The sequence below is a fragment of the Parablastomonas sp. CN1-191 genome (assembly GCF_049354825.1).
Taxonomy (GTDB): domain Bacteria; phylum Pseudomonadota; class Alphaproteobacteria; order Sphingomonadales; family Sphingomonadaceae; genus Novosphingobium.
On sequence record NZ_CP186480.1, the window covers coordinates 1,911,839 to 1,938,767 of the forward strand.

The following is a 26,929-nucleotide window of genomic DNA, read 5'->3' on the forward strand; positions in this document are numbered from 1 at the left end:
CACAAGGGTGACTCCAACCCTCACCGTGGGGCAATGAACCGGCGATGAGCCGAGTCCGATCTGCGACGGAATGAAACCGTGATGAGGCCCCCGCGGCCCCCTTGCCGCCCCCTTGCCCCCTCGCTATAGGGCCCGCTCGCCGCTGCGATCCGGAGACGTGGGTGAGTGGCTGAAACCAACGGTTTGCTAAACCGTCGTACTGGTAAATCCGGTACCGAGGGTTCGAATCCCTCCGTCTCCGCCAGAGCTATGAACCAGCTCAACCCACCACGGACCAGAGCGAACGACTGAAAGACCCGAAAACGCGCGGGTTTTGCCGCTCAGACGTGCTTTGAATTGACCGCCAGGGATCATATCAGACCGACCCAAGCCATAACTTTAAGTACGGCAAAACTTATGGCTTGATGAGGGCTGGCTGGTCGGTAAATTCGATTTCGATGTCCTCGCGCGCGCGTAACAAGCTCACCGCCTTGCAGGTAAAGAACGCCAAGCTTGGCCTGCATTCGGATGGTGGCGGGCTGTATCTGCGGGTTCGTGAATCAGGTCGGTCTTGGTTTTACATCGGGTCGCTGCACGGCAAGCGCATCGAATTAGGCTTGGGCTCAGCCCTCGACGTCGATCTTTCGAAAGCCCGAGAGAAGCGCGACAAGGTCCGAGCGCTGACGCTCGAAGGCATCGACCCGCGTGTTTTGCGTAAGGCCTCAGTCGAGGAAGCCAGGCCGAAGGTGACCTTTGGCGACTACGCAATGCAGTATCTCGATGGGATCGAGGGCGGCTTTCGCAACATCAAGCACCAACAACAATGGCGAAACACGTTGACGACCTATGCCGCGCCAATCTTCAAATTGCCGATAGAGGAAGTTGCTACCAGCCAGATCGTCGACATCCTGCAGCCGATTTGGCTTACCAAACCGGAAACGGCATCGCGGGTCCGCGGTCGGATCGAACGCGTTCTCGATGCCGCCAAAGCTATTGGGCATCGCGACGGCGAGAACCCCGCACGGTGGCGTGGCCATCTCGACAAGCTGCTGGCCAAACGCAGATCCAAGACGCAGGTGCGGCACCACCCAGCACTGCCTCACGCCGAACTGCCTGCGTTCATGATTGAGCTCCGGAAGCGAACTGCAAACGCTGCCCGAGCCCTTGAGTTTGCGATCTTGACGGCGGCGAGGTCTGGCGAAGTTCGTGGCATGACGTGGGCCGAGGTCGATCTTGGTGCCAAGTTGTGGACCGTTCCGAAGGAGCGTATGAAGGCGAGTGAAAAGCATGAGGTGCCCTTAAGCGGCGCTGCCCTTGCGGTTCTGAAGGCCGTCAAGCGTGAGAACGACACGCCCGAAGACTTTGTGTTCGAAGCCCCGAGGGGCGGCGCACTGTCCGATATGTCGATGACCCAGTTGCTTAAGCGCATGGATCGTCCGGACATTACCGTGCACGGCTTTCGCTCGACGTTCCGCGATTGGGCGGGCGATGAGACCGACTTCGGCCGCGAAGAAGTTGAAATGGCCCTGGCGCACACGGTCGCGTCCAAGACCGAAGCCGCTTACCGAAGAGGCCGCGCCCTTGAGAAAAGGCGCGGCCTCATGAGTGCCTGGGCGGATTATTGTGGCCAACAAGAACCTTGACCGGGTCCACCGTCGCCGAAACCACGGGGTTTGGTTCTGTCTATTTACGTCGGGCGATGATCGGCACTGACCATGCAGTCTTCCCCAGTTCCTTGGCCAAGCGAGCCCAGATCGTTGCCATGCCATCGGGGTGAATCAGTCTGGTCGAACCGCGCGCATGAGTTTCACACAAAGCTCGGATCAATTTGACCAGCGGGCTCTTGATTTCCTTCTGGCCACGGCCGCCTGCGAACACCAAATCCTCTAGCGTCACGAGCGACAGGATTTCCGCCATGCGCAAGAACCGTGTATAGCGGTCGCCCTTCTCGCCTTCGTGCATGTGGCCCTTTTTGCCCTCGCGCTCCGGGCACCACGTCTTTGCCTTGTGCGGGTATTTGACCAGATAGCTCGCGGCCCGCCGTATGTTTACCGGATCCGTGCGGACACGGCGGATCACGATAGGGTCAGCATCGGTGACATTGGACGAGTGCAGCGCGGAGTGCTTGGCACCGACCTGGCTCGCCTTTGCAAGGATGCCCCGACCGAAGATGAGCGCATGGCAGTGCCCTTGAATGAGCTGTCCTCCGTCCGAATGGGTGTGGCTGTTGAACAGCGACCATTCCTCGACCGCGAAGTAGTCCTTCGACATGGCGTTGAGCGTCCGTCCCATTTGCGCCTGCGCGTTGGCGATGTCGATGAAGGGCCGATTGACCGAGGTCGCGTGATCACCCGAGATGATCGTCACCATTCCCATTTCGATCTCGGGATCGGAAGCCGCGATTTCGATCAACTTCTTGGCGAGGAATGACCGGGCTTCGCGAACGACTTGGCTGCTGGTCATGATGGGCGCGGACGTGACCATGTCTCCCTTCAAGATGGCTTCAATAAGCTGACGCGTTTCTTCACTGATGGAACGCCGTTCGATCGCCCTCATGGCCTTGGAGCGAAAGCTCTTATCCGACTTTGCCATCCGCCGCTTGATCGCCTTGGCGGTCTTACATGCCCACAGGCTACCCAAGTCACGATCGGCGGCTTCTGGCGCATGTTGTGCGCCCAGCTCCTCAACGGGCATGAGCATGGGCAGCCTACGACCGAAAATCCGTGCACGGGCCGATTTCCGCTTCTGAGCCGCAATCTGCTTGGACAAGTTGTGGCGGGCGGCAATCACGTCCTTGGGCAGATAACGAACCGTCGTCGTGCCATCAGCCTTGGTGATGGCCTTGCCAGAAGGCTTGTTGAGGTTGATCGGCTTACCCGGCTTTGTCGAAGTTGGCAGACCGTTACGGCGATTTTTACGGTGTTGATTGTTACGCATTTTTATTTTTGCCTTTTGCTTTCTGCGCACAAAGCTGCCTGTCCACTAGCAACATGCTGCCGGTAGAGCGCTTGGTGGCGGATTGTGGTTGGTGAAGTGAACACTACGATAAGCGCTCACCAGTGGGGGCTTAATTTCCCATGCTGGCTGCTTTGGGTTTCAGCTCGGCACGTTGGCGATGTTCTGTCCGTCGGCGATCAAAGCCTCGAGGCTCTCACGGGTAACGAACGAACGCCCCCCGATACGCACCCGGGACAGGCGGTGTTGCTTCAAAAATTTGAAAACGCTCGACTTCCCGAACGTCTTTCCCCGATACCCGAGGAACTGACCCGCCTCGCGGATCGACAACAAAGCACTTTCCATTCTGACCATTCTCCATCGTCGCCAGACTGGATTGCCTGGGAACAGGAGTGATCATCGCGGATCGATAGGTCTAAGGTTGGTATGAACCGGGTACGAACTTAGGACTTACAAAGCCTAAGGCTTAACGAACTTATTCCAGACTTGCGAAATGGGCTTGCGGAGCGTCTCGTCCGTTAAGCTATCGCCGATTTCTTCCAATATTTCGTTTCGCAAATCCTTCTGAGTTGCAAACGAATCTTTGTTTAGCCGATCGCTTCTCGCGAGCTCGATCAGCGTATGCCATACTAGAGTCCATGCCTCCGTACGTTTGGGGCTTCCGCCAAGATGGGCTTGCCGCTGGCGCAAGATCCGATCGATGTCTGTCGTCGCAAATTCCACCTTTTGCATCATCACACGGGTGAATGGGCCCGTTGAGACCGTGACGGAAAATTTGTTGAAGGGCCATCGCCACTCCAGTTGGTCGTCCGCCCAGTCCTTGCTCCGCCTCCACGTCAGCGGCTCGACAATAATCGAATGATCGTCCCCAGTCACATCGTCCTTAGCTTCGTTCCAAGCTTCATGGATTTTGCGCCGCCGCGATTCAGTGACGATGGCCTTTGCTCGTAGTTCGCCATCCCGCAGGCAGTCCGCCAAGGTTGATTTCGCCGCTACACGATCAAGGTAAAGTGCCTCGAACCGCTTTAACGAGGAGAACGCCGGTTCCCATTCGGATTGCGACGCGTCTGGCTGTTTAGTGGGCATTCCGCTCTCTAAACCGATCATGATCGGCTATCAAATGGCCGTAGTGATCAAACCATAATCGTCTGAAAAATAAGCGAAACTAGATCAATTCGCGCAAATCCGCTAAAAGCTGAGTCACGGCGCGGCGTTCGGCCATTTTCGCGTTTCGGCTGCCGCTGTGCCCGATCCCAACAGCATCAGCAGAGAACGGAGCGTGAATCATGGATTCCGAACAGAGGGAAATTGCGTCCAAGCACCAGGACCCCGAACTGGCCGCGCGCATCATCCGCGACATCGAGCAGATCGAGGAAAACAGCCACCTAGCTTACGGCCCGATCAGCCAGCGCCTCATGACCGAGATCGGGCAGGCGGCGCGCAGCGCTGTCCCAGACAACTGGCTGTTCGAAGCCACCGACGACGGCCTGATGGCATTTGCCAGCGAATGGAAGGCCAATCGCGGGGTCAATCAGCGCGATGCCTGGTTCGAGCTTTCGGACCTAATCGCCGACGAAGAGCGCGATCACAGTTGGGTCGCCGTCCTGCTCAGCAAGGGCAACACCCAGCTGATCCTGGAACTCAAGTTCCGGCCCGGACTGGTGCCGGTGGTCGAGGCGCTGACCGACAAGGACCCGGTCGTCGTCAACGTGGTAAAGGCGGGCTTCAAACGGCACCCTGAGACCAAGCGGCTATATATCCCGATTGAGCTCGACGCCGGGCTCATGGCCAAGGGTTGCATCGAGAACGACCTTCACGCCGCGCTCGAGCCGGTGCGGGAAGTCGTCGGGCTGGCCGTCAGCGTCCGGGCACCGATCGATGCGATGCTCGAGCTCGTCCGCGCCGAAGCTAAGAAGCGTTAACCGCCACCGGACAATCGCCAGCGCCGAGCGAGGCGCGGCACCCCACCACATCGAAGGAGCTTAAATCATGCCTCAGCATGAGCAGGTGACGTGCGCCGAGCTGCCACGTTCCGAACAGATAGCGCGCCTCAACGATCAACTTCGCATGGGCCAGGGCAAGGGCAAGATCGTCGTCACAAAGGCGGTACATGGCCTCACCGGGTTCGACACCGACGTCTTGATGGCGGCGTTGGCCAATTACGAGTGTGGATCGGCGTGGAAAAGGGACCCCGGTAGCGGGGTGATCGGCGTCGAAAAGGGACCCCTCATCCCGGTGGTCTAGGCTGTTCGCTTGGCGTGTGTCAGGCGGCGAGATCGGGATGCTGGTATTGGAGACGGTGTTGAGGATCCGGCGCGAGCACGCGTCGGGGAAGGCCATCAAGGCGATAGCGCGGGACTTGCACCTGTCGCGCAAGGTGGTGCGCAAGGCGATCCGGGCGCCGGAGGCGGACATGGGCTACCGGCGGGAGGTGCAGCCGCTGCCGAAGCTGGGGCCGTTTCAGGCGCGACTGGATGCGTTGCTGGAGGAAGACGAGGCACGACCGCGGCGCGAGAAGCTGCGCCTCACGCGCATCCACGACCTGCTGCTACGCGAGGGGTTCGACGGCTCGTACGACGCGGTGCGGCGTTATGCGGCTCGCTGGCGGCAGGCGCGGCGTCGCGATGTGATGGATGCGCCGGCGTTCATCCCGCTGCTGTTCCGGCCGGGCGAGGCGTATCAGTTCGACTGGAGCCATGAGGACGTCGAGATCTCGGGCAAGCCGATGCGTGTAAAGGTCGCGCATGTGCGGCTGTGCGCATCACGGGTGATGTATGTGCGCGCCTATCCCCGCGAGACACAGGAGATGCTGTTCGACGCGCATGCGCGGGCATTCGCCTTCTTCGGAGGCGTGCCGACGCGCGGCATCTACGACAACATGAAGACGGCGGTGACGAGCGTGTTCACGGGCAAGGAGCGGGTCTTCAACCGGCGCTTCCTGGTCATGGCCAACCATTACATGGTCGAGCCGACCGCCTGCTCACCGGCGTCGGGCTGGGAGAAGGGTCAGGTCGAGAACCAGGTGCAGACCGCGCGCGGCCGCTTCTTCCAGCCACGCCTGCGATTTACCAGCCTCGAGGAGCTGAACGGTTGGCTGGAGGCCGAGTGTCGGCGCTGGGCCGACATGCACCGGCATCCCGAGCGGAAGGAACTGACGGTCGCCCAGGCATGGGCAGCCGAACGGGCGGTGCTCCAGCCTGTTGTCGCGCCCTTCGACGGCTTCCACGAGAGCGAGCACGCGGTAAGCGGCACTTGCCTCATCAGCTTCGACCGCAACCGCTACTCCGTTTCTGCCCGGACGGTTCGGCGCGTTGTGCAGGTCCGTGCCTATGCCGACCGCATCCTCGTGCGCTGCGACGGTGAAGTCGTCGCCGACCATCCCCGGTTCTTTGGCCGGGACCGGACCATCTACGACCCGTGGCATTATCTGCCGGTGTTGGCGACCAAGCCGGGCGCCCTGCGCAACGGCGCACCGTTCCAGGGCTGGGAGTTGCCGCCTGCGCTGTCACGGCTGCGGCGCAAGCTCGGCGCCGGCGACGACGCCGACCGGCGGTTCGTGCGGGTGCTGGCGACAGTGCTCGATGACGGGCTCGAGGCGGTGGAAGCGGCCGTGCGCGAAGCATTGCTGGCCGGCACCGCCAGCGACGACGTCATCGTCAACATCCTGGCCCGCAGGCGAGAACCGCCACGACCGCTAACCATTGTCACCCCCGAGGACCTGGCGCTGCGCCATCCGCCCCGCGCCGACTGCAACCGCTATGACAGCCTGCGAGGTCTCCATGCAGCGGCATGAGATGATGACGGCCATGACCGAGTTGGGGCTGAAGGGCATGGCTGGCGCCTTCGACGAGGCGGTCACCACCGGTCTCCAGCGCAAGCGCACGACCATGGAGGTCCTGACCGACCTGCTGCGTGCCGAGGCGACGCACCGCCATGCAGCGTCGGTCCGTTACCGGATGTCGGCCGCCAGGTTGCCCGCGGTGAAGGACCTCGACGCCTTCGTCTTCGATGACACCCCCATCAACGAGGGACTGGTGCGCTCGCTATACAGCGGCTCGTTTCTTCCGGGCCGGCGCAACGTCGTGCTTGTCGGTGGGACGGGCACAGGCAAGACGCACCTCGCCACCGCCATCACCACCAATGTGGTACGGGCCGGCGCCCGGGGGCGCTACTTCAACACGGTGGACCTGGTGAACCGGCTTGAGGAGGAAACGCGTCTTGGCAAGGCCGGCACGCTGGCAGCCCAGCTCTCCCGGCTCGATCTGGTGGTGCTCGACGAGCTTGGCTACCTGCCGTTCGCCCGCTCGGGCGGCCAACTGCTCTTCCACCTCGTCAGCAAGCTCTACGAGCAGACCTCGGTCATCGTCACGACGAACCTCGCCTTTGGCGAGTGGCCGACCGTCTTTGGCGACCCCAAGATGACCACCGCGCTGCTCGACCGCATTACCCACCATTGCGACATCGTCGAAACGGGCAATGACAGCTGGCGCTTCAAGCACCGCAGTTGACGCCCAGGACCACCGGCAGAGAACGCTTCGCGCTGGTTGCGCCTCCGGTCGGGCTACGCCCGCCCTACGCCGCAACCAGCGCGAACAAAGCGCCCGTCATACCCGTCACGCTGCTCGACGAAGGGGGTCCCTTTTGCACGCCGATAGGGGGTCCTTTTTGGACGCCGATTGACACGATGCTGAGAAGGTGTGCGATTTGATCCTCCAGATCGCAGGCCGGGACACGAACCGCCTGCCATCTGTCCGCCGGCACGTGAGCGTTCTGCAGGGGGCCATGGCCTATATGTCGAAACACCAAGCCGAGGTGGCGCGGGCTCGGATCGAGCGGTTCTCGGACAAGTGGGGACACGACGCACTGGGAATAGAAAATGCGCCGGCAAATGAAGAACTTGAGCCGGAAATGCGAGTAGCTGTGTGGCTCGCTATGAGACGCAATCCTGAGCGGCTTTTGATGATCCCGTATCGGGCAGCAGTCGCTATCTGGGATGGCAAAACCCGTCTGTCGGACATCATGAATTATGCCTATGCGCGGGAGCTAGACATGCTGATCCATATGGTCGGCTATGACAGCTTCCGCGAAATGCTGTTCCAGCTTCGGATAGCAGTTCGGACCGACGAGGGGGATTACCGGCCAGGCAGCCTCTGCCAATGGTGGATTAAGGAGATGACCCCAACGGGCCGTCCAGACAGCTCGTGGGCCGCTTGCTTGAAGCTCGCCGAGGAGTTGAAGCTTTCAAAGACGCGCAGATGCAGCCTACGGCACAGACGCAAAAGCCGTTTGAAGGTCCCAGCCCCGGACGTTGAGGCATGATGACCGAACCCGTAACCCGGGCCGAGGCGTAGAAGCGGCTTGATACCGAGGCCAAAAGCTCAGCGTATTGAACAGCGCTCATAAACTCGGGAATATCGTCCCGATTCCTGCAGTACCGTTGTGCAGCCTATTTTGGTTCGGAGTGGGCTCCGTATTTTCGCGTGTTGATCAAGTAGCCCTTATATTTGTCTCGCAAGGACTTTTTATCGATTTTGCCTGTCGCCGTGAGTGGAATGGTCGCGATGATGATGGCGTCAGGGCTCCACCATCTCACTATCCTCGGCTCAAGGAATTCCCGCACCTGATCGGCTGTAACGGCACATTCCGGGTGAGGCTCAACAACCAAAATCGGTCGCTCCTCCCATTTTGGATGATACGCGCCAATTACGGCCGCAATCCGAACCCCAGGACAGGCCACAGCTATATTCTCAAGATCAATGGAACTGATCCATTCTCCGCCAGACTTGATGACATCCTTCTGCCGATCAGTAATCCGCATAAACCCGTCATCGTCCAAGGTCGCTATGTCGCCCGTGTCGAACCATCCGGCGGCATCCACGGCTGACTTGTCATCACCGAAATACCGCTCGATTGTCCAAGGACCTCGCACCAACAAGGTGCCTGGCGTTTTTCCGTCGCGCGGAACATCCCTTCGTTCTTCGTCGACGACGCGCAACTCAATACCGAATTGCAGCCGGCCTTGCTTTGTCCAGATCGTCTCTTCCGTAAGGTTTTCGCCCTTTGCCGCTAGTTTGGGCGTCGGCGTAGCGATAACGCCTAGCGGGCTCGTCTCGGTCATGCCCCAAATCTGCCGAACCTCTACACCATACTTTCTAAGAAACGTCTCGGCCATCGCACGAGGAACGGCCGAACCACCAATCACCAACTGTTTGAGGCTAGCGGTATTTCCGCCGCATTGCTCCAAGTAAGCTAGATAGGTCGTCCAGATGGTCGGTACGCCACCAGAAAAAGTGACGCCCTCCGTGGTGATAAGTTCATGTAAACTTGCGCCGTCCATTTTTTCACAGGGCAAAACTAATTTGCAGCCATTGATGGGAGCGACAAAAGGCAAACCCCACGCCGTCGCATGATAGAGTGATTGACACGGCATAATACAATCGAATGCGGAAAACCCCAGCGCTCCGGCTAGTCCTGCAGCTAGCGAGTGCAAAACAACGGATCTATGACTGTAGAGAACGCCCTTCGGATGACCCGTAGTCCCCGAGGTGTAGCATAAAAAGGCGGCGGCGTTTTCATCAAAGACTGGCCACTCGTAGGAGCTTTTCTGACGCGTAAGCAGCTCCTCATAAGAGGAAGCAACTGTGAGGTTGGCTTCCAAATTCCATTTCTCAGAGAGCGCAACGAATGTTCGTACGCCGCTAAGACGTGGCCGAATGCGTGCTACCATCGACGAGAACGTTTTATCAAAGAATAAAACTTCACTGCCCGCATGCGTAATCGTGTACACGATTTGATCGTCAGAAAGGCGTGGATTGGCGGTATGGAGTACACTGCCGATTCCCGGCGTAGCATAAAAGAGTTCGAGATGCCTGTGCGTGTTCCAGGCCAGTGAGGATACCCGAGAGCCCGGCCGAACCCCCAATTCACGCAGCATATGTGCCGCTTGAGCGACGCGCCGCGACATCTCGGCATATGTATAGCGCCAAATGGGCTCGTCAACCAAGCGGGAAACAATTTCGCGCTCACCATGCGCAACGGCAGCATGATTCAAAATTCCGATGATCTGCAGGGGCGTTCTCTGCATCAGTCCGTCTAACATGCATCACCCTTTTTGTTGCGCTGCCGTCATCTCGGTATGACGGGCAGAATGACATGAGACGATCTGGCTGCGCTGTGGAATATTGTTTGCCGCGCTGGTCGCGTTGAATTATCGGCCCCAATCGGCGCCCCGGTGTTGGTATTCCGATCATATTTCGGGAAGCTACTGCTAGAGATCTCAATCCGAACTCGATGGCCGGCTTTAAACACGATGCTAGTGGCAGCAAGATCAATCGAATACTCATATACAGCGTCGGGCGTCAGAAATGAAGGACTCGCGTCCGAAGATCGGTACCTGGCCCTCACAATGCCGTCGAGAACGACGTACGCCTCACCGTTTGGCCACACGTCGACCAACTTGGCTGTAAAATCCGTGTCCACCGCAGACGACTGAGCGTATAGAGTTACGCTTACAGGGCCGGTCACCTCCATTTCATCTGCGAGAGGTTCAGTAGAGTAGACCAGAACATCCGCTCGGGATTCTACCGCGCGCTGATCCACTGGTCCAAAGCCTCGCTGCATATCCAGAATGCTGCCGCCTTCCGTCGGCACGGGGTCTAGCGGATCATAAGTATAGCTTTCCAGTTCGTCCTCAAGTGGTGGCTCGCGTGTTAAGAGTCCGTCGGCGCCATGAGGCGAGGCGTCACTCCGAAAGAAATACTTTGTGTAATGCGTCCTGGCGAGGGGCCACTCGTTTTCATTACGCCAACGGTTGTCCCCCATCACGAAAATGCGGACCGGCGGTTCGTCTACGACGCCGTTGTCGATGTCCTTTAGCCAGTAATCAAACCATCGCAAATGAAGACCGATCAGATCAACCGCGTCTCCACCGGCGGAAAGACCGAAGTCATGGTCGCCTACCTTTCGCATGAGGTGCATTTCGTGACCCCACGGGCCCATAATCAATTTAACGCGGTGGGAACCACCTTTTGATGCAAGCTTCGTGAATGTCGAGAGGACCCCGGCTGCGGTTACGACATCGTACCAACCGCCTATTATGTAAGTTGGTAGATCGATGTTGCTAAACGAAGGCAAGTCCAGCTTTTGCCAGTAATCGCCGCACTCCGGGTGCCGCAACCAGTCGCGATAGAACGCTAATGACTCATTTTCAGCTATGGGCCACTGATTAAGAGGAAGATAACGAGCCTCTTGAGATAAGTCCGATAGTGATGCAGCAACCTGCCTTAAGTGCTCCGCGCTGTTCTGTAGCGTGGACTGGCGCCGGCCATGCATTGCAGCGATCGTTAATGTCCACAGTTGCGCAAGCTGTAGCTGAAACACGCCGCCTCGGAAGACCAGATCCTTCACAGTCTCCGGTGAGGACCCTGGCGCAATAGCGCTCAAATGTGGGGGGCGTTCTTCCGCAGCGGCCCACTGGACTGACCCAGGATAGGAGTATCCGTACATCCCGACTTTCTTGTTGGACCAGTTTTGCGCCGCAGCCCATTCAATCGTGTCGTAGCCGTCACTTGACTCGTGTCTCCAGGGATAAAATGTTCCCTCCGATGCAAAGCAACCCCGGCAATCCTGAAAGATAACCGCGTACCCATTTCGAGCCATACGTATGGGGTCATAGAAGTAATACGCAAACGCACGCCGTTTGTCGTACGGCGTACGCATCACGAGGGTAGGAAACGGGCCATCACCTTCTGGTCGGAATATATCCGCGCGTAGCGTGACGCCATCACGCATCGTAATGGCGACATCAGTTTCTATCTTGATGACTACCTGGTCCATTGGCAAGTTACCAAGCGCTTTCAGTTATGCCTTATTTGGCGCGTCAATTTGACAACTCACGCCACCGTCAACGAGAAGGTCGACACCAGTAACGAACTTCGCCTCGTCCGACGCAAGATAAACAGCGGCATAGGCAATGTCGTTGGCATCACCAGCGGCGCCTCCCGGGCAAATCTTAGCTCGAATATCGAGGATTTGTTGCACATCTTCTCCGTAATGCCGCTTCATCGTCTCTACCATCATGGGCGTATACAGCAGCCCGGGTAGGATGGCATTTGCGCGTATGTTGTTGGCGGCATACTGCATGGCGATGTGCTTCGTCATCTGATTCATTGCGGCTTTCGACCCCGCGTAGGCAATTAGAGGCACGCCCGTCCACCGCAACGCCGCCAGCGATGAAATATTTACGATGGCCCCACCACCGCCCTTGATCATCACCGGAATGCAGTATTTGCAGGCAAGAAATACGCTTTTCAGATTTATATCGAATACGGCGTCCCAAACCTCTTCTGATTGATCGACAACACCGCCAATCGGCCCAATTCCGATGTTGTTCACGAGGATATCAATTCGTCCGAATGTTTCTGTGCAATTTTCGACCGCGTTGGCGATGTCAGATGCGACAGTAACGTCGCCAATGTATGAGCTGCACTCGCCGCCAGACGCTCGGATAATCTCCATCGTTTCCTCGGCAGCCTCTGCATTCTTGTCGAAGCCCAGGATCTTGGCGCCTTCCTTCGCGAACATGAGAGCAATGGCTTTGCCGGTCCCCAGCCCCGGTCCAGACGAACCGCAGCCCATGACGACAGCAACTTTTCCTTTCAGTCTTCCGCTCATGACTGGCCCCCCTGCAGACAAACGATTATCGATGTTACACAACTCAAACTTTCTGAAGGATGGTAATAGCGCAAGCTGCCTCCTCAAGGCCGATCACGCCGCCGCCGTTCTCCTGCAATGCGAATTCCGCCCCCTCCACTTGGCGGTCTCCCGCCTCGTGCCGCAGTTGGGTTGTTAATTCGGTCAGCATCGAAAGCCCTGTAGCGGCAATTGGGTGCCCTTTTGAAACCAGCCCGCCGGATGTATTTACGGGTAGCTGGCCGCCGAGGCTCGTCGCGCCGGAAGCGACAAAGGGGCCTCCTTCACCTATTTCGCAAAACCGCAGCATCTCCATTTGGTAGACTTCACAGAAGGACGTGGCATCATGCACTTCCGCTACATCGATTTGCGCCGGGGTCACGCCGGCCACGCGGTAAGCTTTGTCTGCTGCGACGCGGCTTAAACTTGGTTCGTCTTCATTGCGGTATTTTCCGCCCGTGAATACGTTTGCCCTAATTCGTATCGCCCGGGCCCGGATAGGTTCCGGCAGGGTGTTCCGATAGCGTTCCGAACAGACAAGAATCGCCGCGGCACCGTCGCCGAGCGGCGAACACATTGCGCGAGTAAACGGATCTACGACCAGTCGATCAGCCAGCACCTCCTCGGGTGACATCGTGAAGCGATATTGGGCTTTTGGATTCAGAGAGCCGTGAAAGTGGTTTTTAGCAGCACAGGCGGCGATTTGCTCGCGGGTCGTTCCATACCGCTTCATATGATAAGCGGCCTGAACGGCGTAGGTGTCCATGGGCAACGTCCTGTTCGGCTCAGGCGTGAACGCTACACCGATGTTGCGTGCGACGCGGTGGTATTCCTCAAGTAGCTCTTCGCGATCGAATGGGGAGTGACCGCCGCCGAACCACTGAAAGATGTCCGCACCGGGACGGGGATCAAAGAGCTTTTCCACGCCCAAAGCAAGGGATAGGTCCGACTGGCCCGACAGGATATCTTTGAATGCGCCATGAAAAGCCATCGAGCCAGTGGCACAACCCCCTTCCACATTGATCATGGGTACCCGCTCGGGAAAGAGGCCTTCTCGGACAAGAGGCAAAAAACAAACTTGTCCGCGGATAATCGCCTGGCCCCAATAATCCATCATGCAGTTTCCAAACCATGCGAATTCGATCTTCGCTCCGGTTTCCATACCCGCATCCGCAAGGACACCGAGATAGGCCTCGCGAGTTAGATCCCGAACGGTCTTTTCGCTCGCGCGCCCGAACCGGGTGGTGAACGCGCCGACAATGTACGCATTGGTCATCTAAACCACCTTTTGAGGGTGACGCGTGGGCGCTGCACCAAGCTAAATGGCTCTTTCATGACCTACCCAGTAGGTCTGTCGAAGGTCGCGTTTTGACACCTTGCCGTTAGCTGTCCGAGGCAACTTCTCCAAGAAATCGATGGTCTTTGGACACTTGACTCCGCCTAGCCGAGTTTTGCAGAGTTGCAGGATCTCAGCGCCAGTCGCACCGGCACCGGGCTTTAATTCAACAATAGCTTTCACCGCCTCGCCCCACTTTTCGTCGGGAACGCCGAGCACGGCACAGTCCTGAACTGCAGGGTGACTCCAAATTACTTGCTCAATTTCACTGGGATAAACGTTGAACCCGCCGCTAATTATCATATCGCGCTTGCGATCTACGATGTAAACAAATCCATCCACGTCTTTCCTACCGACGTCGCCGGTCAGATGCCAACCATCTGCACTTGTTACTTCTGCGGTGGCTTCCCTGTTGTTATAATATCCTTGCATAACAAGGCTGCCCCGCACCGCGATTTCCCCCGTCTCTCCCGCGGGGCAGATGCCGCCTTCGCTATTCAGAATTTCAGTCGGCGTCAGATACGAGGACCGACCACAGCTAAGTAATCGTTCAGGGCGGCTCGACAGCGCTTCCATGTGGTCTTCGGGAGAAAGATACGTGCAAATCATCGGCGCTTCCGCCTGACCAAACGTCTGCGCCATAACTGGTCCGAATATCTCTATGGCCTTCTTCAGCTTCTCAACTGACATAGGAGCGCCGGCATATATGAAATACTGCAGCGAGGAATAATCGAACTTCCCGATCGCTGGGTCCGCGAGCAGCATATAGATGGCCGTCGGAGGCAGGAAAATGTGCGTTACGCGGTGCTTCTCGATATTCTCGAGCACACTTCGCGCGTCGAACTTGGGCATGATGACCTGCGTTGCTCCTTGCGGGAGCAAACACAGTCCAACAACGCCGGCTCCATGGGTCATGGGCGCGACTAACAGGTGGACCGGCGACTTTTTGGGCGGCATCGCGATCCGCATATTCGCGATCAATGCTTCCCAAGTCAGATCAGAGTGCATGACACCCTTCGACCTACCCGACGTTCCCCCGGAACCGAGTATCACAGCGAGCGTGTCGACCGATCGGACTTCAGGCGGCACGGGTTCATATGGACCCGTTAACCAGTGATCCAGCGACGCCACATTACGAGCATCGGTCGAAGTCATGCATATGTAGGTCTTTATCTTGGGACACTCGGCTCGAAGCGGCGAAAGAAGATCTAAATAGGCGGGAGAGAGAAAGAGCACTTCAACATCCAGGCTGTCTAGAATGAAGATCGTGTCCTCGATGGCATTTCTAATGTTTACTGGGACCCAAACGGCGCCTAGCCTCAGCGTTCCCAGGACACATTCGAATGCACGTGAGCAATTTTGGCTGATCACGGCGACTTTACACTGTGAACCGATGCCGCATTCAAGCATCCTGCGAGCAATGCGGTGGGAGACCTCCTGCACGTCGCTAAAGGAAAGCACTCCTTGGTCGTCCACCAAACAGGCGCGATCCGGATTTAGGGCAACGCCTTGGTCGAAGAATTCAATGAATCGCACTCGCTATACTTCCTCAAAAAGCTGCTAGCCGCCCGTAGGAAGCGCCGGCTCGCGTGCCGGCGCTATGGAAAAGCTCAGATATTAGAATCTGTACCCGAGCTGCACACCGAAGGTACGTGGCGGGGCGACATATCCGACGTAACCTGCAGAAGACGAAGCTAATATGTCGGTGTGATAGACTTTGTCGGTTATGTTTCTGACGAAAACCGCGCCGTATAGCCCTTGGTCGCCTGAAGGCGCGAACGACAATTGAACGTTGCCCACGAAGTTCAATTTCTCGCTCGCAATGGGATCGGCAAACGCGGTGTAGTAGATCCTGGACCTATGATACCCGTCGAAGCGGAACGTTACATCGTTGGCGCCGATAGCGGCTGGCCATGTGTACTGCATGGCGAAGTTAAGCGTGAGGTTGGGTGCCCGCAGCAAGGGATTACCCTTCTGGTCAACGGCGCCCGGGGCGGGATTGAGCGGATTGGTCGAGACGTAGTTATCAAACCGTCCGCGCAATAACTGAACCCCTACTGTCAACAAGAGGTTTTCCGTGGGTCTGGCGTCGGCATTGGCTTCGATGCCCTTGCTTGTTGCCTTAGCCGCGTTAGTCGTGACCGCGACGAGGGCTCCAGCAGGTGTTCTGTTCGTGAACTGGAGTTGCAGATTGTCGTACTTCGATATAAACGCATCCGCGCTTAGATGTAAGCGACCATCCAGCAGCGTTGATTTGAAACCTACTTCGGAGTTCGTGACGCGTTCGGGCTGCCACGCTTCGCCAATTGACAGTGTGTTATACCCTCCGCTTTTGAACCCTTTGCTATAAGATGCATAGAGCATCGTGTTGTCCGTGACGGAGTATTTGGCTACAAACCTGGGCGTCCACGCAGACCATGTTTCTTTAGCATTCTGAGCCTTTGTCACCGTGCCATTTACTGCGTTGGTTTCGATATTTTCTTTCGATTCTTTGCTGTACCGGACACCAGCTGTCAGGGACAATCCCGAGGCTAGCGTATAGCTTGCCTGTCCCCCGACGCCGAAGGCGTCCGTCGTGAGAGTACCCACGGCGAGAGTCCTAACACGTGCCACCGGAACGGCGATTGCAAAATTATAGTCCGTCGTTTGATGCATATACGAAGCGAGCGCGGTCCATTCGATTGGCCCATCAGAATTTGAGCCTGCGGTAAAGTCCTGGGAGAAAAAGTTCGACCTCTCCGGGCTGTTTCCGCCCCCAACGTTTAAGGCATCGATCTCAGTCGCGTCCGTATCTGTGTTCTTGATGTTGAGCTTTTCCTTTCGCACAGCCGTCACGGATGATAGAAAAACCTTGCCGATCTCATATTTGACCGTCGCGTCCGCTCCAGTCTGCTTAGCGGCCACGCCGGACTGAACATTTTGCTGAACCGTGAAAGGGTCGCTGATCTGCGTGGCATTAAAGGCCGTATATGCGACATTGAAAAGGGTGTTGAGCGACTTCAGCATTGGGCTTGTGTCGCTGTCGTAATGTCTCGCATTAAGCGTGATCTGTAGGGCGTCGCTCGGGTTTATTTCCAGTGCGGCTCGAAATGCTCGTTCGTTTCGGTCGTTACCGCGCGTATTGAGTAGAATGTTTCTTGTGTAGCCGTCGCTCTTGTTCACCAGAAAGCTCACGCGAGCAGCCACCGAGGCTCCAAGCGGTCCGCTTACCGTCCCACGTAGCAGCCCTTTTCGGTAACTGCCCGTCTCCGCTTGAATATCACCTTCGAATGTTTCGCTGGGTCTTTTTGATATGATGTTTATCGCACCACCGGTCGCGTTGCGCCCATAAAGCGTTCCCTGCGGTCCTTTCAGCACTTCGACACGCTCGACGTCCGAAAATGCGAGTGTGGATCCTGCGGGACGGCTCTGGTAGACGCCATCGATATAAACCGCCACGGCGTTATCTACGCCCGCTCCAATTACGTCGCTGCCGATACCTCGTATATAGATTTGTCCGAAACCGCTATTTTCGGTCATCACCAGACCGGGTGTTTGCGTCTGCAGATCCATATTTGAGCCCGTTCCGCTCTTCGCGAGACTTTCCGCGCTGAACGCTTGAATAGACATCGGAACGTCTTGCAAATTTTGGGATCGACGCTCGGCCGTCACTACGATCTCATCGACGCCAGCGGAGGGGCTATCGCTATCCGGTTCCGACCCGGTTTGTCCGGCAACTGCGCTCTGATCCTCGGCACTCGCAGCAGGGGTGCCCGTCAGCATCACTCCGCAAAGCACGGCACTCGCGCTAAAGCTACGCATCAGATTCATTTCTTCCTCCCCACTTTTGTGATGCGTTCGAGATCGAACGCAGAACTTGCGCAGTCACTCTTTGTGCCGATGGTGGCGAGCTGCTCCTTCCTAAGATTCAGCTTCATGATCTGACAGCTGTACGACCGCCGACCTGCACGGAGGTATATAAACGAAGTTGGGTATGTCAATGGAGTTGTTATGCTGCATCGCACAACACTTTACCCCTGAATTCAGCGACGCCCCAAGGCAGAAAGGTAATCCCGCCGCATTGCTCCACCGGTTGCGCGCCGATATTTCATCATTTATGCAGCGGCCAATGGACAACACCGAGGTATGAAAACGGGTCGCAGTAGCTACGTCCCCCGCCCGGAATGCCGATGAGTAGGAGAATCAAGCTGCGGTTGGAGAACATTGATTCGGATGGGCCGTCTTGGAAAATGCTCGAGGGAATCTTATTTGTCCAAATGCGCCTTCACGCGCTTGTCGAAGGGGCGCTGGCTGTCCATCAGCTAGGTCTAGCCCATCACCGCGCTATGTGGTTTATAGCGAAGTGTCCCGGTATTACGGTTGGAGAGCTAACGACAATTCTGCGTGTGTCCGGTCAAGCTCTAACGAAGACTTTGGGCCAACTGATCGAGCGTGGGTTGGTCAAGCAAACCTCAGATGCCAAGGATCGGCGTGTTAGACGCTTGTATTTAACCAAGAAGGGAGAACCGATCTTTCTAGAAACGTTAGGACAGTTGTTCGAGTGCATGGAACATGCGGCGGTCGTCTGCGGCGGGAACGCTGTGCAAGATTTTCTCGCTGTTACTGATGTCCTGATGGATGACCATGATAAAGCTTTAGTTAGGCCTCGCCCAGAGAAAGCGGTAAGAGGCCTTTAGGCACTTGGTCAAGGCCCAGATCGAAGCGCCGCTTGCGCTTCAGAAACCAATCCGCTTCCAAGCTTGCGCGCGAGCGGCTGCTCGAAGGCATTGCGAGAACTCGCTTTGATAAGATGATGCGCCTCTGTGCGCTCATGCTTCGTGTGAGTTGCCGGTGCCACGACCTCACCTTTTGGGCTTTAGAGCTGCCTCCACGATGCCTGTCAACCAAGGCACGTCCTCACTCTTCACGTTGGCAATCTTCGCTGCCAAATCTCCTGCCGCTCGGCGTTCCAGTGCGCCGCCCGGTAGCTCAGTCGTAAAAAGCTCGGCTGGATCGACTCCCAGAGCTGCGGCCAGCTTCTCAATTGTGCCAAAGCTGACACCTCTGGCACCAACCTCGATGCGAGCTATCGTATCGTCACTTAGGTCAACAGCCTCTGCTAGGCGGCGCTGCGTCCAGCCGACCCTTTTCCTATGCGCAGCTACGAGGCTGCCAAACCTTTGCTTAAGACTGCTCATGACCCCTCCCTGGGAGGTCTAAGCAGCTGAGCGGGTAGCTAGCAGGGACTAAAAGGACGGAAAACGGACATTTCCGACCTTTTCCTTGCAATTATCTGCATTAGGGGAAACGCTTGTCTCGCAGGTGCGGAGACAATCGATGGAGACCACAGAAAATAACCGGGCAACGGAACGCTCGGCAGAAAGCCGCTTTCGGAATTTGGCTTGTTGGCTCGCAGGCTTGGTTATGATCGTGGGCGGGTCGTTCAAGGTGGGGCTGCATGCGGGTTGGCTGAACGAGCAAATCCACCCCCAACGAGGGTGGCGAGCAACAAATCCGGAACAGCATCACTGACAGAGGGAGCCATTCCAGACCCTGCCAATGTGTATGTGGAGCGCATTGAAACTTATTGGCTTCCACAGGTTCGCGCCCTTCCCCACGTTCCTCCGGCCGGCAGCCAATATGGAAGACTCCTCACGCAGATGGATGGGCTCCGATCCTACGTGTCAGACGGGGAGCAGCTAACGCTGACAGCGCGGCAAAAGGCAGTTCACTCCAGGTTTGCCGCCGCCTTGTCGACAAGGCAGGAACAGCTGTTCCCTAGCTTTCGCAAGCAGTACGCGGAGATGCTCGCAGCCCAGCTCTTTCGGCGGGACATCCTCGTCAGCGTAGCGGGACCGCGAGCCCGCACTCTCCGCTTCACTGGCCCAATCTTCGTGCGCAACGCAAACATCGAAGATATGCAGACTGAACTTGCACCTGCATTGATGAGATTGCGGTTTCGGCGGGTCGAGTATCGCTGGTCCCGGTCGGCGGGCGACACTGCCTATTACGATCTTCAGCCGCCAGCGGATGGGAGCGTCGCTAAGCCGTAAATCACGTGCCCGCCGGCGCATTCTTCTTCCAATGGTCGGCACCTCCGCTACGTTAAAGGTGGGCCAGACGATCTGCAGCCTCCCGGAAGAGGAGTGCTGCTGCCATGTTTCCCGAAAATATGATGTTCGATTTTATCCTGCTCCATCTTGAGGAGGAGATCACAGGATATATCCCGCCTGTCCCGGAGCAGATGTCATGCGACCGCTGGCTGGCACGCAGTGCCTTGCAGAAGGCAATCCGAAGAGGTGAAGTTGAGATCGCGCAGAGGGCGCTAGGGACGCTGCTCGACCAGGATCGATATGGTGTGTGGCGACAGGGGAGTAGCCGCGCTGGCATTGATAGGAGAGCTGGCCGACGACCTGCGCCCTGCGAACGCAGCAGCCATCTTCGATGTGCTGGCGAGCCAGGGCTATTCCACCGATGTGGTCGAGACCTGCCGCTCCGCTTGGCGATCAACGCGGAACCCGATGGCGCTATTGCTTCCGCTGATCTGGCAGCCTTGGACGTCGGGCGAACAGCACCGGGTTCAAGATGACGAAGTGCCGCCCAGTCAAATGATAGCCGGGGTTCCTAGCTATGCCGTGGACCAGTTCACTCGCTCCGGCGGACAGGTGGCGCGGGCATACCTTCGCAGGGACTACGCTATGCGGTCCTTGCTTGATGCCGCTTTTGTTCCACGGGGGCAGTGGCCAAGAGCAATTGGCGACCTGATTTTCTTGAACGAGGGCAGCTGCTTTATTCGCCGGGCCATCTGGCCCTTGGGTGAGAAGCTGCGACAACCCCAACGAGCTTTGCTGCACGCAATTGGGCTTGGAGATCATTTGACGGTCGCGCTTGATCATCTTGATGCCAACCGTCCAGTAATCGCCAGTCTCAGAAGCTACCATCTTCAACTGGGACTATGAGATCAACGCTCAAGGGTCGCCACAAACGACCAGGCTTAAATTTTGAGACTCAACCTCTGCTGCGGATGACTGGGGCTCCGAAATAGTGTCACCGCTTTGCGGCCTGCGGTCTATGCAGCAGATGTGCGGCTAGCCCAGATCTGGTCGATATTGCCTTCTGTGATAATCTTATACAGTCGGTCCAGGGCCTTCGCACTGTAGCGAATGTGCGATGATTTGCCGATGGTAATCGTTTTGCTGTGGTCCAAATCGTCCTGGAGACCCTCTAGCCGGATGAGGTACGACAGCTTGTTCCAGCCGACGCGGGCGTCCTTCTTCTGGAGTTTCGTGAGAAGATCACGGAAGCCAAGTGAGTAATAGTCCAGTTCGTTCACGCGCCGGACGGCAACCACCGCCGCACCGGGAGCGCCTTCGGACACCAGCTGGACGGCCTCGCCCTGATTCTTTGTGATGCGGAGGGTCAGGCCGATGCCATTCTCCTCGGGGTCGATGTAGATCGAGGCGACGCCGGGAAAGATTATTCGCCAATCTTCTTCTGCGTTGATCCGCCGGATAATCTTATTGAGTTCTCCCGGCGTAGGCTGAGACCGACCGCCCTCCAGTGAACGCTCTAGGACGGCGAGGGTCCGAATGCGGGCGTGCGCGTCCAGGCGCTTCCTCGACCCAGGTGCGACCATTTTCTTTATCTCGGCAAACTCGACGTCGAGGAGCCCCGCAAAGCTGGCGGGTGGGCTCGCTGACACCACCACCATCCTGTCGGGAACGCTCTTGTCCATCGTGACTTTTAGAGCCTCCTCGCTGATACGCTTGAATGCGGTAACCGCCGCCTGTGAGTATACGTACAGCTGCCCCTCCGAAGGCTCTACGATGTAATGCTGCGCGGCATCTCTGAGATGGTTGAGGTTCTGGAGTGCGACCACATCCTCCTCATTTAGGCACTTCACGGTCGCATCGGAAAAGCACATTCGAAGGCACGCATCGTACCCGATGGTAAGGGCATTATCCCGCTTGTCTCGAATACTCCCGCCCCTCTCGACGATGATGGCTTTCAGCAGCAGCTCAAAAGCCCGGTCGACAAAGATCAAAACGGCCTCGGTTCGACCGCGGTCCCAGCAGCGGTTGAAATGGTCGACGCCGATGACAAGTGAGTCGACAGCGCGAGCATAAAGGAGCTTGGTTTCCCGTTTCATTAGTCGGTTCTTGCGGCTCTACAAAAGGTTGAGTTGGGGATCGTCATCTACTCGGATAACGCCGTTGATGAGCCACTGGTGAAGCCGGTATCGGTGTGTCCCCATTGCCAATCCCATTCCCTTGGTCGGGTATTCCTCCCCAAACACCCGCTGCATCCAATGCAACGCTGCCTGCTCTGAACCCTGGTCCCGCCGTCGCATGAGGAAGGTCTGCTCCGTCTCCCAATCCTGACAGGTTCCAATGTGAACGCCGTCATCATCCCTGTACCGATATTTGAAGGCATATGGACTGGTTCGGGGAGGGATAAGCGCGGGGGGCGCAAACATATCCTGCTGGTTCCGAAGCCGCTGGAGAACCTGCTCGCGCTCCGCAATTTCATCCTGTCCACGCCGCTCGTGCCAGAAATCGAGGATTTCGGGCTTCAGTAACGCCAAACTCCGCCCGGTTTCGTGTTCTCGCACGAGGCTGGTTACCGCTATCCGGGACATCAGCTTGTTCCGGTCGGACTGCCGCATGGGGCGGATAATCTCAATCGAATGAGGATCGACCCTGCGCGACTCCGACCGCCCGTCCTTCGTGACCTGCGGCCTGGACCATCGGTACTTGATGTGATCCCACCGTCTGAATTTCTGATAATCGCTGAGCTGGCGGAACGACACCGGGTAGAGGCGGACCCAATTTTCGTTAAGATCAACGCCCGCGCAGCAGACGGTTTCGCCAAAGGTTTCGCTCGGCCGTGGCGCGGCTTTGACGAGGATGAAAGCCTCGTCCTCTATAAGGTCAAGCGTGCCCGACGGCTGCGGCTGCGGCCGCTCCTGCTCTCGTGTGACCACGGGACCTTACCCCCAAGTGTCGAACCCGGAGGGATCGTAGCCCCAACAGGCGCTTAGCAACAAGGCTACGGTGGCAGTCTTTTGGGTCGCGCTCATAGCATAGGAGGGCCGTTGGGGCTCGGGTAGCCACGATGGCCGCGTCCTCCAGCGCCTTCCTTGATGCCTCTAAGTCTAGGTGCGCCTCGAATATCATGCGGAACTCAGCCATATTCCCGCGCCGCGCCGCCTCACGACCATGCTTGGGGTCTCCAAGCTGTTTACAATGGGAGTAGCCGATATCCGCCTCGCCTAGGGCCTGGGCAAGCGCCTTCTTGGAGAATCCGGGCCTCCGGGATTGCGGCAGCTCGCGCACATCCAGGACATGCTCCACGCCCGCCTCCGCCAGGGTTGCGATGAAGTCCGGCAACGAAGCACCTTCATAGCCGATAGTGAAAAGTGTTGTCACTCGTTGCCCCTGCAGCCTCGTGGTATATCCATCCCGAAAAATTGAGTCAAAATTGAGTCAATGTCCCCCACGGCGGGCAAGGGCAGCTTCGGACGCAACGGCAAGCGATCTGAAGGTCTGCTAATGGCCACACCGTCACCCGTTGCGTGGTCTCAAATGGTCATCCCCAAAAAAACGCGCAGTCACTGTTTCACCTCTTTTCTAAGAGAGGGGAGGTGGTACACTTCGTGCTACACACTTTGGTACACGAGCGTGTCTTCTGTCTTATAATATCAACTACTTAGTAGGATCATCCATGGTCCGCGTCATTTCCCTCCGTCTCCGCCAGTCAATCCTTCGAAGGGTTGACTTTCTTCCGATTTCCAACTGCCGCGCTACCACCCACCAAGTTATTCCACCAGCAGCGACCGTCGATGACGGGCTACGGCGGATCAGGTTGCGTTTTCTACGCCGCCGGACGGGATATGACAGCCGAGAGAGCAACCGCGGCCGAACTGGAGCATGCTCAGGGGCCCTTCGGCAGAGCCAGAAATGGAGGCCATCCGTCAGCTGGCTGGAGGCGTCGCTCAAGACTTCAACAATCTGCTGACGCCCATAGTCGCACCCTCGACATGCTTCAGCGCAAGGGCTTGGGCGGTATAGTTCCTTGCCCTTACCCTGAGCGATGTCGCTCGCGATCGATGGCGCGCGGTCGGATCAATCCGACGCCGTCCGGCCAGACTCTGCAGATTGCTCACCGGAGGGAGATGCGGTTACCAAGACATAGGGCCGAGGGGGCTTCGGTGCTGTACGTCGGTGTGCACGCCTTCCACTCCTTTATATGTGCTCATGTGTGGATCGGCGTGGAAAAGGGACCCCGGTAGCGGGGTGATCGGCGTCGAAAAGGGACCCCTCATCCCGGTGGTCTAGGCTGTTCGCTTGGCGTGTGTCAGGCGGCGAGATCGGGATGCTGGTATTGGAGACGGTGTTGAGGATCCGGCGCGAGCACGCGTCGGGGAAGGCCATCAAGGCGATAGCGCGGGACTTGCACCTGTCGCGCAAGGTGGTGCGCAAGGCGATCCGGGCGCCGGAGGCGGACATGGGCTACCGGCGGGAGGTGCAGCCGCTGCCGAAGCTGGGGCCGTTTCAGGCGCGACTGGATGCGTTGCTGGAGGAAGACGAGGCACGACCGCGGCGCGAGAAGCTGCGCCTCACGCGCATCCACGACCTGCTGCTACGCGAGGGGTTCGACGGCTCGTACGACGCGGTGCGGCGTTATGCGGCTCGCTGGCGGCAGGCGCGGCGTCGCGATGTGATGGATGCGCCGGCGTTCATCCCGCTGCTGTTCCGGCCGGGCGAGGCGTATCAGTTCGACTGGAGCCATGAGGACGTCGAGATCTCGGGCAAGCCGATGCGTGTAAAGGTCGCGCATGTGCGGCTGTGCGCATCACGGGTGATGTATGTGCGCGCCTATCCCCGCGAGACACAGGAGATGCTGTTCGACGCGCATGCGCGGGCATTCGCCTTCTTCGGAGGCGTGCCGACGCGCGGCATCTACGACAACATGAAGACGGCGGTGACGAGCGTGTTCACGGGCAAGGAGCGGGTCTTCAACCGGCGCTTCCTGGTCATGGCCAACCATTACATGGTCGAGCCGACCGCCTGCTCACCGGCGTCGGGCTGGGAGAAGGGTCAGGTCGAGAACCAGGTGCAGACCGCGCGCGGCCGCTTCTTCCAGCCACGCCTGCGATTTACCAGCCTCGAGGAGCTGAACGGTTGGCTGGAGGCCGAGTGTCGGCGCTGGGCCGACATGCACCGGCATCCCGAGCGGAAGGAACTGACGGTCGCCCAGGCATGGGCAGCCGAACGGGCGGTGCTCCAGCCTGTTGTCGCGCCCTTCGACGGCTTCCACGAGAGCGAGCACGCGGTAAGCGGCACTTGCCTCATCAGCTTCGACCGCAACCGCTACTCCGTTTCTGCCCGGACGGTTCGGCGCGTTGTGCAGGTCCGTGCCTATGCCGACCGCATCCTCGTGCGCTGCGACGGTGAAGTCGTCGCCGACCATCCCCGGTTCTTTGGCCGGGACCGGACCATCTACGACCCGTGGCATTATCTGCCGGTGTTGGCGACCAAGCCGGGCGCCCTGCGCAACGGCGCACCGTTCCAGGGCTGGGAGTTGCCGCCTGCGCTGTCACGGCTGCGGCGCAAGCTCGGCGCCGGCGACGACGCCGACCGGCGGTTCGTGCGGGTGCTGGCGACAGTGCTCGATGACGGGCTCGAGGCGGTGGAAGCGGCCGTGCGCGAAGCATTGCTGGCCGGCACCGCCAGCGACGACGTCATCGTCAACATCCTGGCCCGCAGGCGAGAACCGCCACGACCGCTAACCATTGTCACCCCCGAGGACCTGGCGCTGCGCCATCCGCCCCGCGCCGACTGCAACCGCTATGACAGCCTGCGAGGTCTCCATGCAGCGGCATGAGATGATGACGGCCATGACCGAGTTGGGGCTGAAGGGCATGGCTGGCGCCTTCGACGAGGCGGTCACCACCGGTCTCCAGCGCAAGCGCACGACCATGGAGGTCCTGACCGACCTGCTGCGTGCCGAGGCGACGCACCGCCATGCAGCGTCGGTCCGTTACCGGATGTCGGCCGCCAGGTTGCCCGCGGTGAAGGACCTCGACGCCTTCGTCTTCGATGACACCCCCATCAACGAGGGACTGGTGCGCTCGCTATACAGCGGCTCGTTTCTTCCGGGCCGGCGCAACGTCGTGCTTGTCGGTGGGACGGGCACAGGCAAGACGCACCTCGCCACCGCCATCACCACCAATGTGGTACGGGCCGGCGCCCGGGGGCGCTACTTCAACACGGTGGACCTGGTGAACCGGCTTGAGGAGGAAACGCGTCTTGGCAAGGCCGGCACGCTGGCAGCCCAGCTCTCCCGGCTCGATCTGGTGGTGCTCGACGAGCTTGGCTACCTGCCGTTCGCCCGCTCGGGCGGCCAACTGCTCTTCCACCTCGTCAGCAAGCTCTACGAGCAGACCTCGGTCATCGTCACGACGAACCTCGCCTTTGGCGAGTGGCCGACCGTCTTTGGCGACCCCAAGATGACCACCGCGCTGCTCGACCGCATTACCCACCATTGCGACATCGTCGAAACGGGCAATGACAGCTGGCGCTTCAAGCACCGCAGTTGACGCCCAGGACCACCGGCAGAGAACGCTTCGCGCTGGTTGCGCCTCCGGTCGGGCTACGCCCGCCCTACGCCGCAACCAGCGCGAACAAAGCGCCCGTCATACCCGTCACGCTGCTCGACGAAGGGGGTCCCTTTTGCACGCCGATAGGGGGTCCTTTTTGGACGCCGATTGACAATTACGAGGGCTTCGATCAGGAAGCAGACCCCTGGGGCGCGCACGATCTGGGCGACTTCACCTTGTTCGGAGCCGATCTTCTGTGGAAGATCAACTATTACGACAGGGCCATGGAGTTCGGATCGGAAGATCCCGCTAACCCGGCGATCACCTCCCGGGTGCTCACCGTCATGCGAGTGGACGAATGGTGATGCGGTTCATGCACACCCTTGCGG

Annotated in this window: 24 protein-coding genes and 1 tRNA gene; 12 read left to right on the forward strand and 13 right to left on the reverse strand. The window is 58.4% G+C overall.

From position 1 onward, the window contains the following. The first annotated feature begins 151 nt into the window (after positions 1-151). Positions 152-244 (forward strand) — tRNA-Ser (locus ACOYW6_RS09530). A gap of 193 nt (positions 245-437) precedes the next feature. Beyond that, complete coding sequence (locus ACOYW6_RS09535) at positions 438-1,622, forward strand: tyrosine-type recombinase/integrase (RefSeq protein WP_423141089.1); 1,185 nt, start codon at positions 438-440, stop codon at positions 1,620-1,622. A 40-nt stretch (positions 1,623-1,662) separates the two neighbouring features. Here the strand turns inward: ACOYW6_RS09535 and ACOYW6_RS09540 are convergent, their stop codons facing one another. The 3 genes from ACOYW6_RS09540 to ACOYW6_RS09550 form a co-directional block, all read right to left on the reverse strand. Beyond that, positions 1,663-2,916, reverse strand: coding sequence for a hypothetical protein (locus ACOYW6_RS09540; protein WP_423141090.1), 1,254 nt, complete (start codon positions 2,914-2,916; stop codon positions 1,663-1,665). Positions 2,917-3,075: 159 nt separating this feature from the next. Further along, positions 3,076-3,279, reverse strand: coding sequence for a hypothetical protein (locus ACOYW6_RS09545; protein ID WP_423141091.1), 204 nt, complete (start codon positions 3,277-3,279; stop codon positions 3,076-3,078). 114 nt (positions 3,280-3,393) lie between these two features. Next, the gene (locus ACOYW6_RS09550; protein ID WP_423141092.1) at positions 3,394-4,041 is read right to left on the reverse strand and encodes a hypothetical protein; all 648 of its coding nucleotides are present in this window, start codon (positions 4,039-4,041) and stop codon (positions 3,394-3,396) included. Between the two features lie 179 nt (positions 4,042-4,220). Here ACOYW6_RS09550 and ACOYW6_RS09555 point away from each other — a divergent pair, with 179 nt between their 5' ends. From ACOYW6_RS09555 to ACOYW6_RS09575, 5 genes are all read left to right on the forward strand, one after another. Continuing rightward, the gene (locus ACOYW6_RS09555) at positions 4,221-4,856 is read left to right on the forward strand and encodes a hypothetical protein (protein WP_423141093.1); all 636 of its coding nucleotides are present in this window, start codon (positions 4,221-4,223) and stop codon (positions 4,854-4,856) included. Between the two features lie 67 nt (positions 4,857-4,923). Then, positions 4,924-5,178, forward strand: coding sequence for a hypothetical protein (locus tag ACOYW6_RS09560; RefSeq protein ID WP_423141094.1), 255 nt, complete (start codon positions 4,924-4,926; stop codon positions 5,176-5,178). A gap of 37 nt (positions 5,179-5,215) precedes the next feature. Continuing rightward, the gene (gene istA / locus ACOYW6_RS09565; protein WP_017977238.1) at positions 5,216-6,727 is read left to right on the forward strand and encodes an IS21 family transposase; all 1,512 of its coding nucleotides are present in this window, start codon (positions 5,216-5,218) and stop codon (positions 6,725-6,727) included. Beyond that, positions 6,714-7,442 (forward strand): IS21-like element helper ATPase IstB, encoded by a 729-nt coding sequence (istB, locus tag ACOYW6_RS09570; protein ID WP_017977237.1) that lies wholly within the window; start codon positions 6,714-6,716, stop codon positions 7,440-7,442. The genes istA (ACOYW6_RS09565) and istB (ACOYW6_RS09570) overlap by 14 nt, the downstream gene beginning before the upstream one ends. A gap of 196 nt (positions 7,443-7,638) precedes the next feature. Further along, the gene (locus tag ACOYW6_RS09575) at positions 7,639-8,253 is read left to right on the forward strand and encodes a hypothetical protein (RefSeq protein WP_379536933.1); all 615 of its coding nucleotides are present in this window, start codon (positions 7,639-7,641) and stop codon (positions 8,251-8,253) included. A 127-nt stretch (positions 8,254-8,380) separates the two neighbouring features. Here ACOYW6_RS09575 and ACOYW6_RS09580 read toward each other — a convergent pair whose 3' ends face one another. The 6 genes from ACOYW6_RS09580 to ACOYW6_RS09605 form a co-directional block, all read right to left on the reverse strand. Continuing rightward, positions 8,381-10,033 (reverse strand): long-chain fatty acid--CoA ligase, encoded by a 1,653-nt coding sequence (locus ACOYW6_RS09580; RefSeq protein ID WP_379536934.1) that lies wholly within the window; start codon positions 10,031-10,033, stop codon positions 8,381-8,383. A gap of 26 nt (positions 10,034-10,059) precedes the next feature. Further along, complete coding sequence (locus ACOYW6_RS09585; protein ID WP_379536935.1) at positions 10,060-11,769, reverse strand: CocE/NonD family hydrolase; 1,710 nt, start codon at positions 11,767-11,769, stop codon at positions 10,060-10,062. A 24-nt stretch (positions 11,770-11,793) separates the two neighbouring features. Beyond that, positions 11,794-12,606: an SDR family NAD(P)-dependent oxidoreductase gene (locus tag ACOYW6_RS09590; RefSeq protein WP_379536936.1), complete on the reverse strand. Its 813-nt coding sequence runs from the start codon at positions 12,604-12,606 to the stop codon at positions 11,794-11,796. 43 nt (positions 12,607-12,649) lie between these two features. Beyond that, positions 12,650-13,900, reverse strand: coding sequence for a thiolase family protein (locus ACOYW6_RS09595; RefSeq protein WP_379536937.1), 1,251 nt, complete (start codon positions 13,898-13,900; stop codon positions 12,650-12,652). Positions 13,901-13,942: 42 nt separating this feature from the next. Then, a complete protein-coding gene (locus tag ACOYW6_RS09600) occupies positions 13,943-15,496 on the reverse strand; it encodes a class I adenylate-forming enzyme family protein (RefSeq protein WP_379536938.1) in 1,554 nt (517 codons plus the stop codon). A gap of 81 nt (positions 15,497-15,577) precedes the next feature. Continuing rightward, a complete protein-coding gene (locus ACOYW6_RS09605) occupies positions 15,578-17,770 on the reverse strand; it encodes a TonB-dependent receptor (RefSeq protein ID WP_379536939.1) in 2,193 nt (730 codons plus the stop codon). A 515-nt stretch (positions 17,771-18,285) separates the two neighbouring features. Between ACOYW6_RS09605 and ACOYW6_RS09610 the strand changes: the two genes are divergently transcribed. Then, the gene (locus tag ACOYW6_RS09610; protein ID WP_423143106.1) at positions 18,286-18,636 is read left to right on the forward strand and encodes a MarR family winged helix-turn-helix transcriptional regulator; all 351 of its coding nucleotides are present in this window, start codon (positions 18,286-18,288) and stop codon (positions 18,634-18,636) included. Between the two features lie 165 nt (positions 18,637-18,801). Here ACOYW6_RS09610 and ACOYW6_RS09615 read toward each other — a convergent pair whose 3' ends face one another. Then, positions 18,802-19,137, reverse strand: a complete 336-nt coding sequence (locus tag ACOYW6_RS09615) for a helix-turn-helix domain-containing protein (RefSeq protein ID WP_423141095.1) — start codon at positions 19,135-19,137, stop codon at positions 18,802-18,804. Positions 19,138-20,292: 1,155 nt separating this feature from the next. Between ACOYW6_RS09615 and ACOYW6_RS09620 the strand changes: the two genes are divergently transcribed. Further along, the gene (locus ACOYW6_RS09620) at positions 20,293-20,898 is read left to right on the forward strand and encodes a hypothetical protein (RefSeq protein WP_423141096.1); all 606 of its coding nucleotides are present in this window, start codon (positions 20,293-20,295) and stop codon (positions 20,896-20,898) included. Between the two features lie 110 nt (positions 20,899-21,008). Here the strand turns inward: ACOYW6_RS09620 and ACOYW6_RS09625 are convergent, their stop codons facing one another. From ACOYW6_RS09625 to ACOYW6_RS09635, 3 genes are read right to left on the reverse strand one after another with little or no spacing between them, the layout of a single operon-like run. Then, positions 21,009-22,088 (reverse strand): DUF3644 domain-containing protein, encoded by a 1,080-nt coding sequence (locus ACOYW6_RS09625; RefSeq protein WP_423141097.1) that lies wholly within the window; start codon positions 22,086-22,088, stop codon positions 21,009-21,011. An 18-nt stretch (positions 22,089-22,106) separates the two neighbouring features. Beyond that, the gene (locus tag ACOYW6_RS09630) at positions 22,107-22,922 is read right to left on the reverse strand and encodes a hypothetical protein (protein WP_423141098.1); all 816 of its coding nucleotides are present in this window, start codon (positions 22,920-22,922) and stop codon (positions 22,107-22,109) included. Further along, positions 22,870-23,367 (reverse strand): DUF488 family protein, encoded by a 498-nt coding sequence (locus tag ACOYW6_RS09635; RefSeq protein WP_423141099.1) that lies wholly within the window; start codon positions 23,365-23,367, stop codon positions 22,870-22,872. Before ACOYW6_RS09635 ends, ACOYW6_RS09630 begins: the two co-directional genes overlap by 53 nt. 946 nt (positions 23,368-24,313) lie before the next feature. Between ACOYW6_RS09635 and istA (ACOYW6_RS09640) the strand changes: the two genes are divergently transcribed. The 3 genes from istA (ACOYW6_RS09640) to ACOYW6_RS09650 are packed head-to-tail and all read left to right on the forward strand — an operon-like array spanning position 24,314 to position 26,905. After that, the gene (gene istA / locus ACOYW6_RS09640) at positions 24,314-25,825 is read left to right on the forward strand and encodes an IS21 family transposase (RefSeq protein WP_017977238.1); all 1,512 of its coding nucleotides are present in this window, start codon (positions 24,314-24,316) and stop codon (positions 25,823-25,825) included. Next, positions 25,812-26,540 carry an IS21-like element helper ATPase IstB gene (istB, locus tag ACOYW6_RS09645; RefSeq protein WP_017977237.1) on the forward strand — a complete coding sequence of 243 codons (729 nt, stop codon included), beginning with the start codon at positions 25,812-25,814 and terminating at the stop codon, positions 26,538-26,540. Before istA (ACOYW6_RS09640) ends, istB (ACOYW6_RS09645) begins: the two co-directional genes overlap by 14 nt. Next, complete coding sequence (locus tag ACOYW6_RS09650) at positions 26,537-26,905, forward strand: DUF3768 domain-containing protein (protein ID WP_423141100.1); 369 nt, start codon at positions 26,537-26,539, stop codon at positions 26,903-26,905. The genes istB (ACOYW6_RS09645) and ACOYW6_RS09650 overlap by 4 nt, the downstream gene beginning before the upstream one ends. The last annotated feature ends 24 nt before the right edge of the window (positions 26,906-26,929 follow it).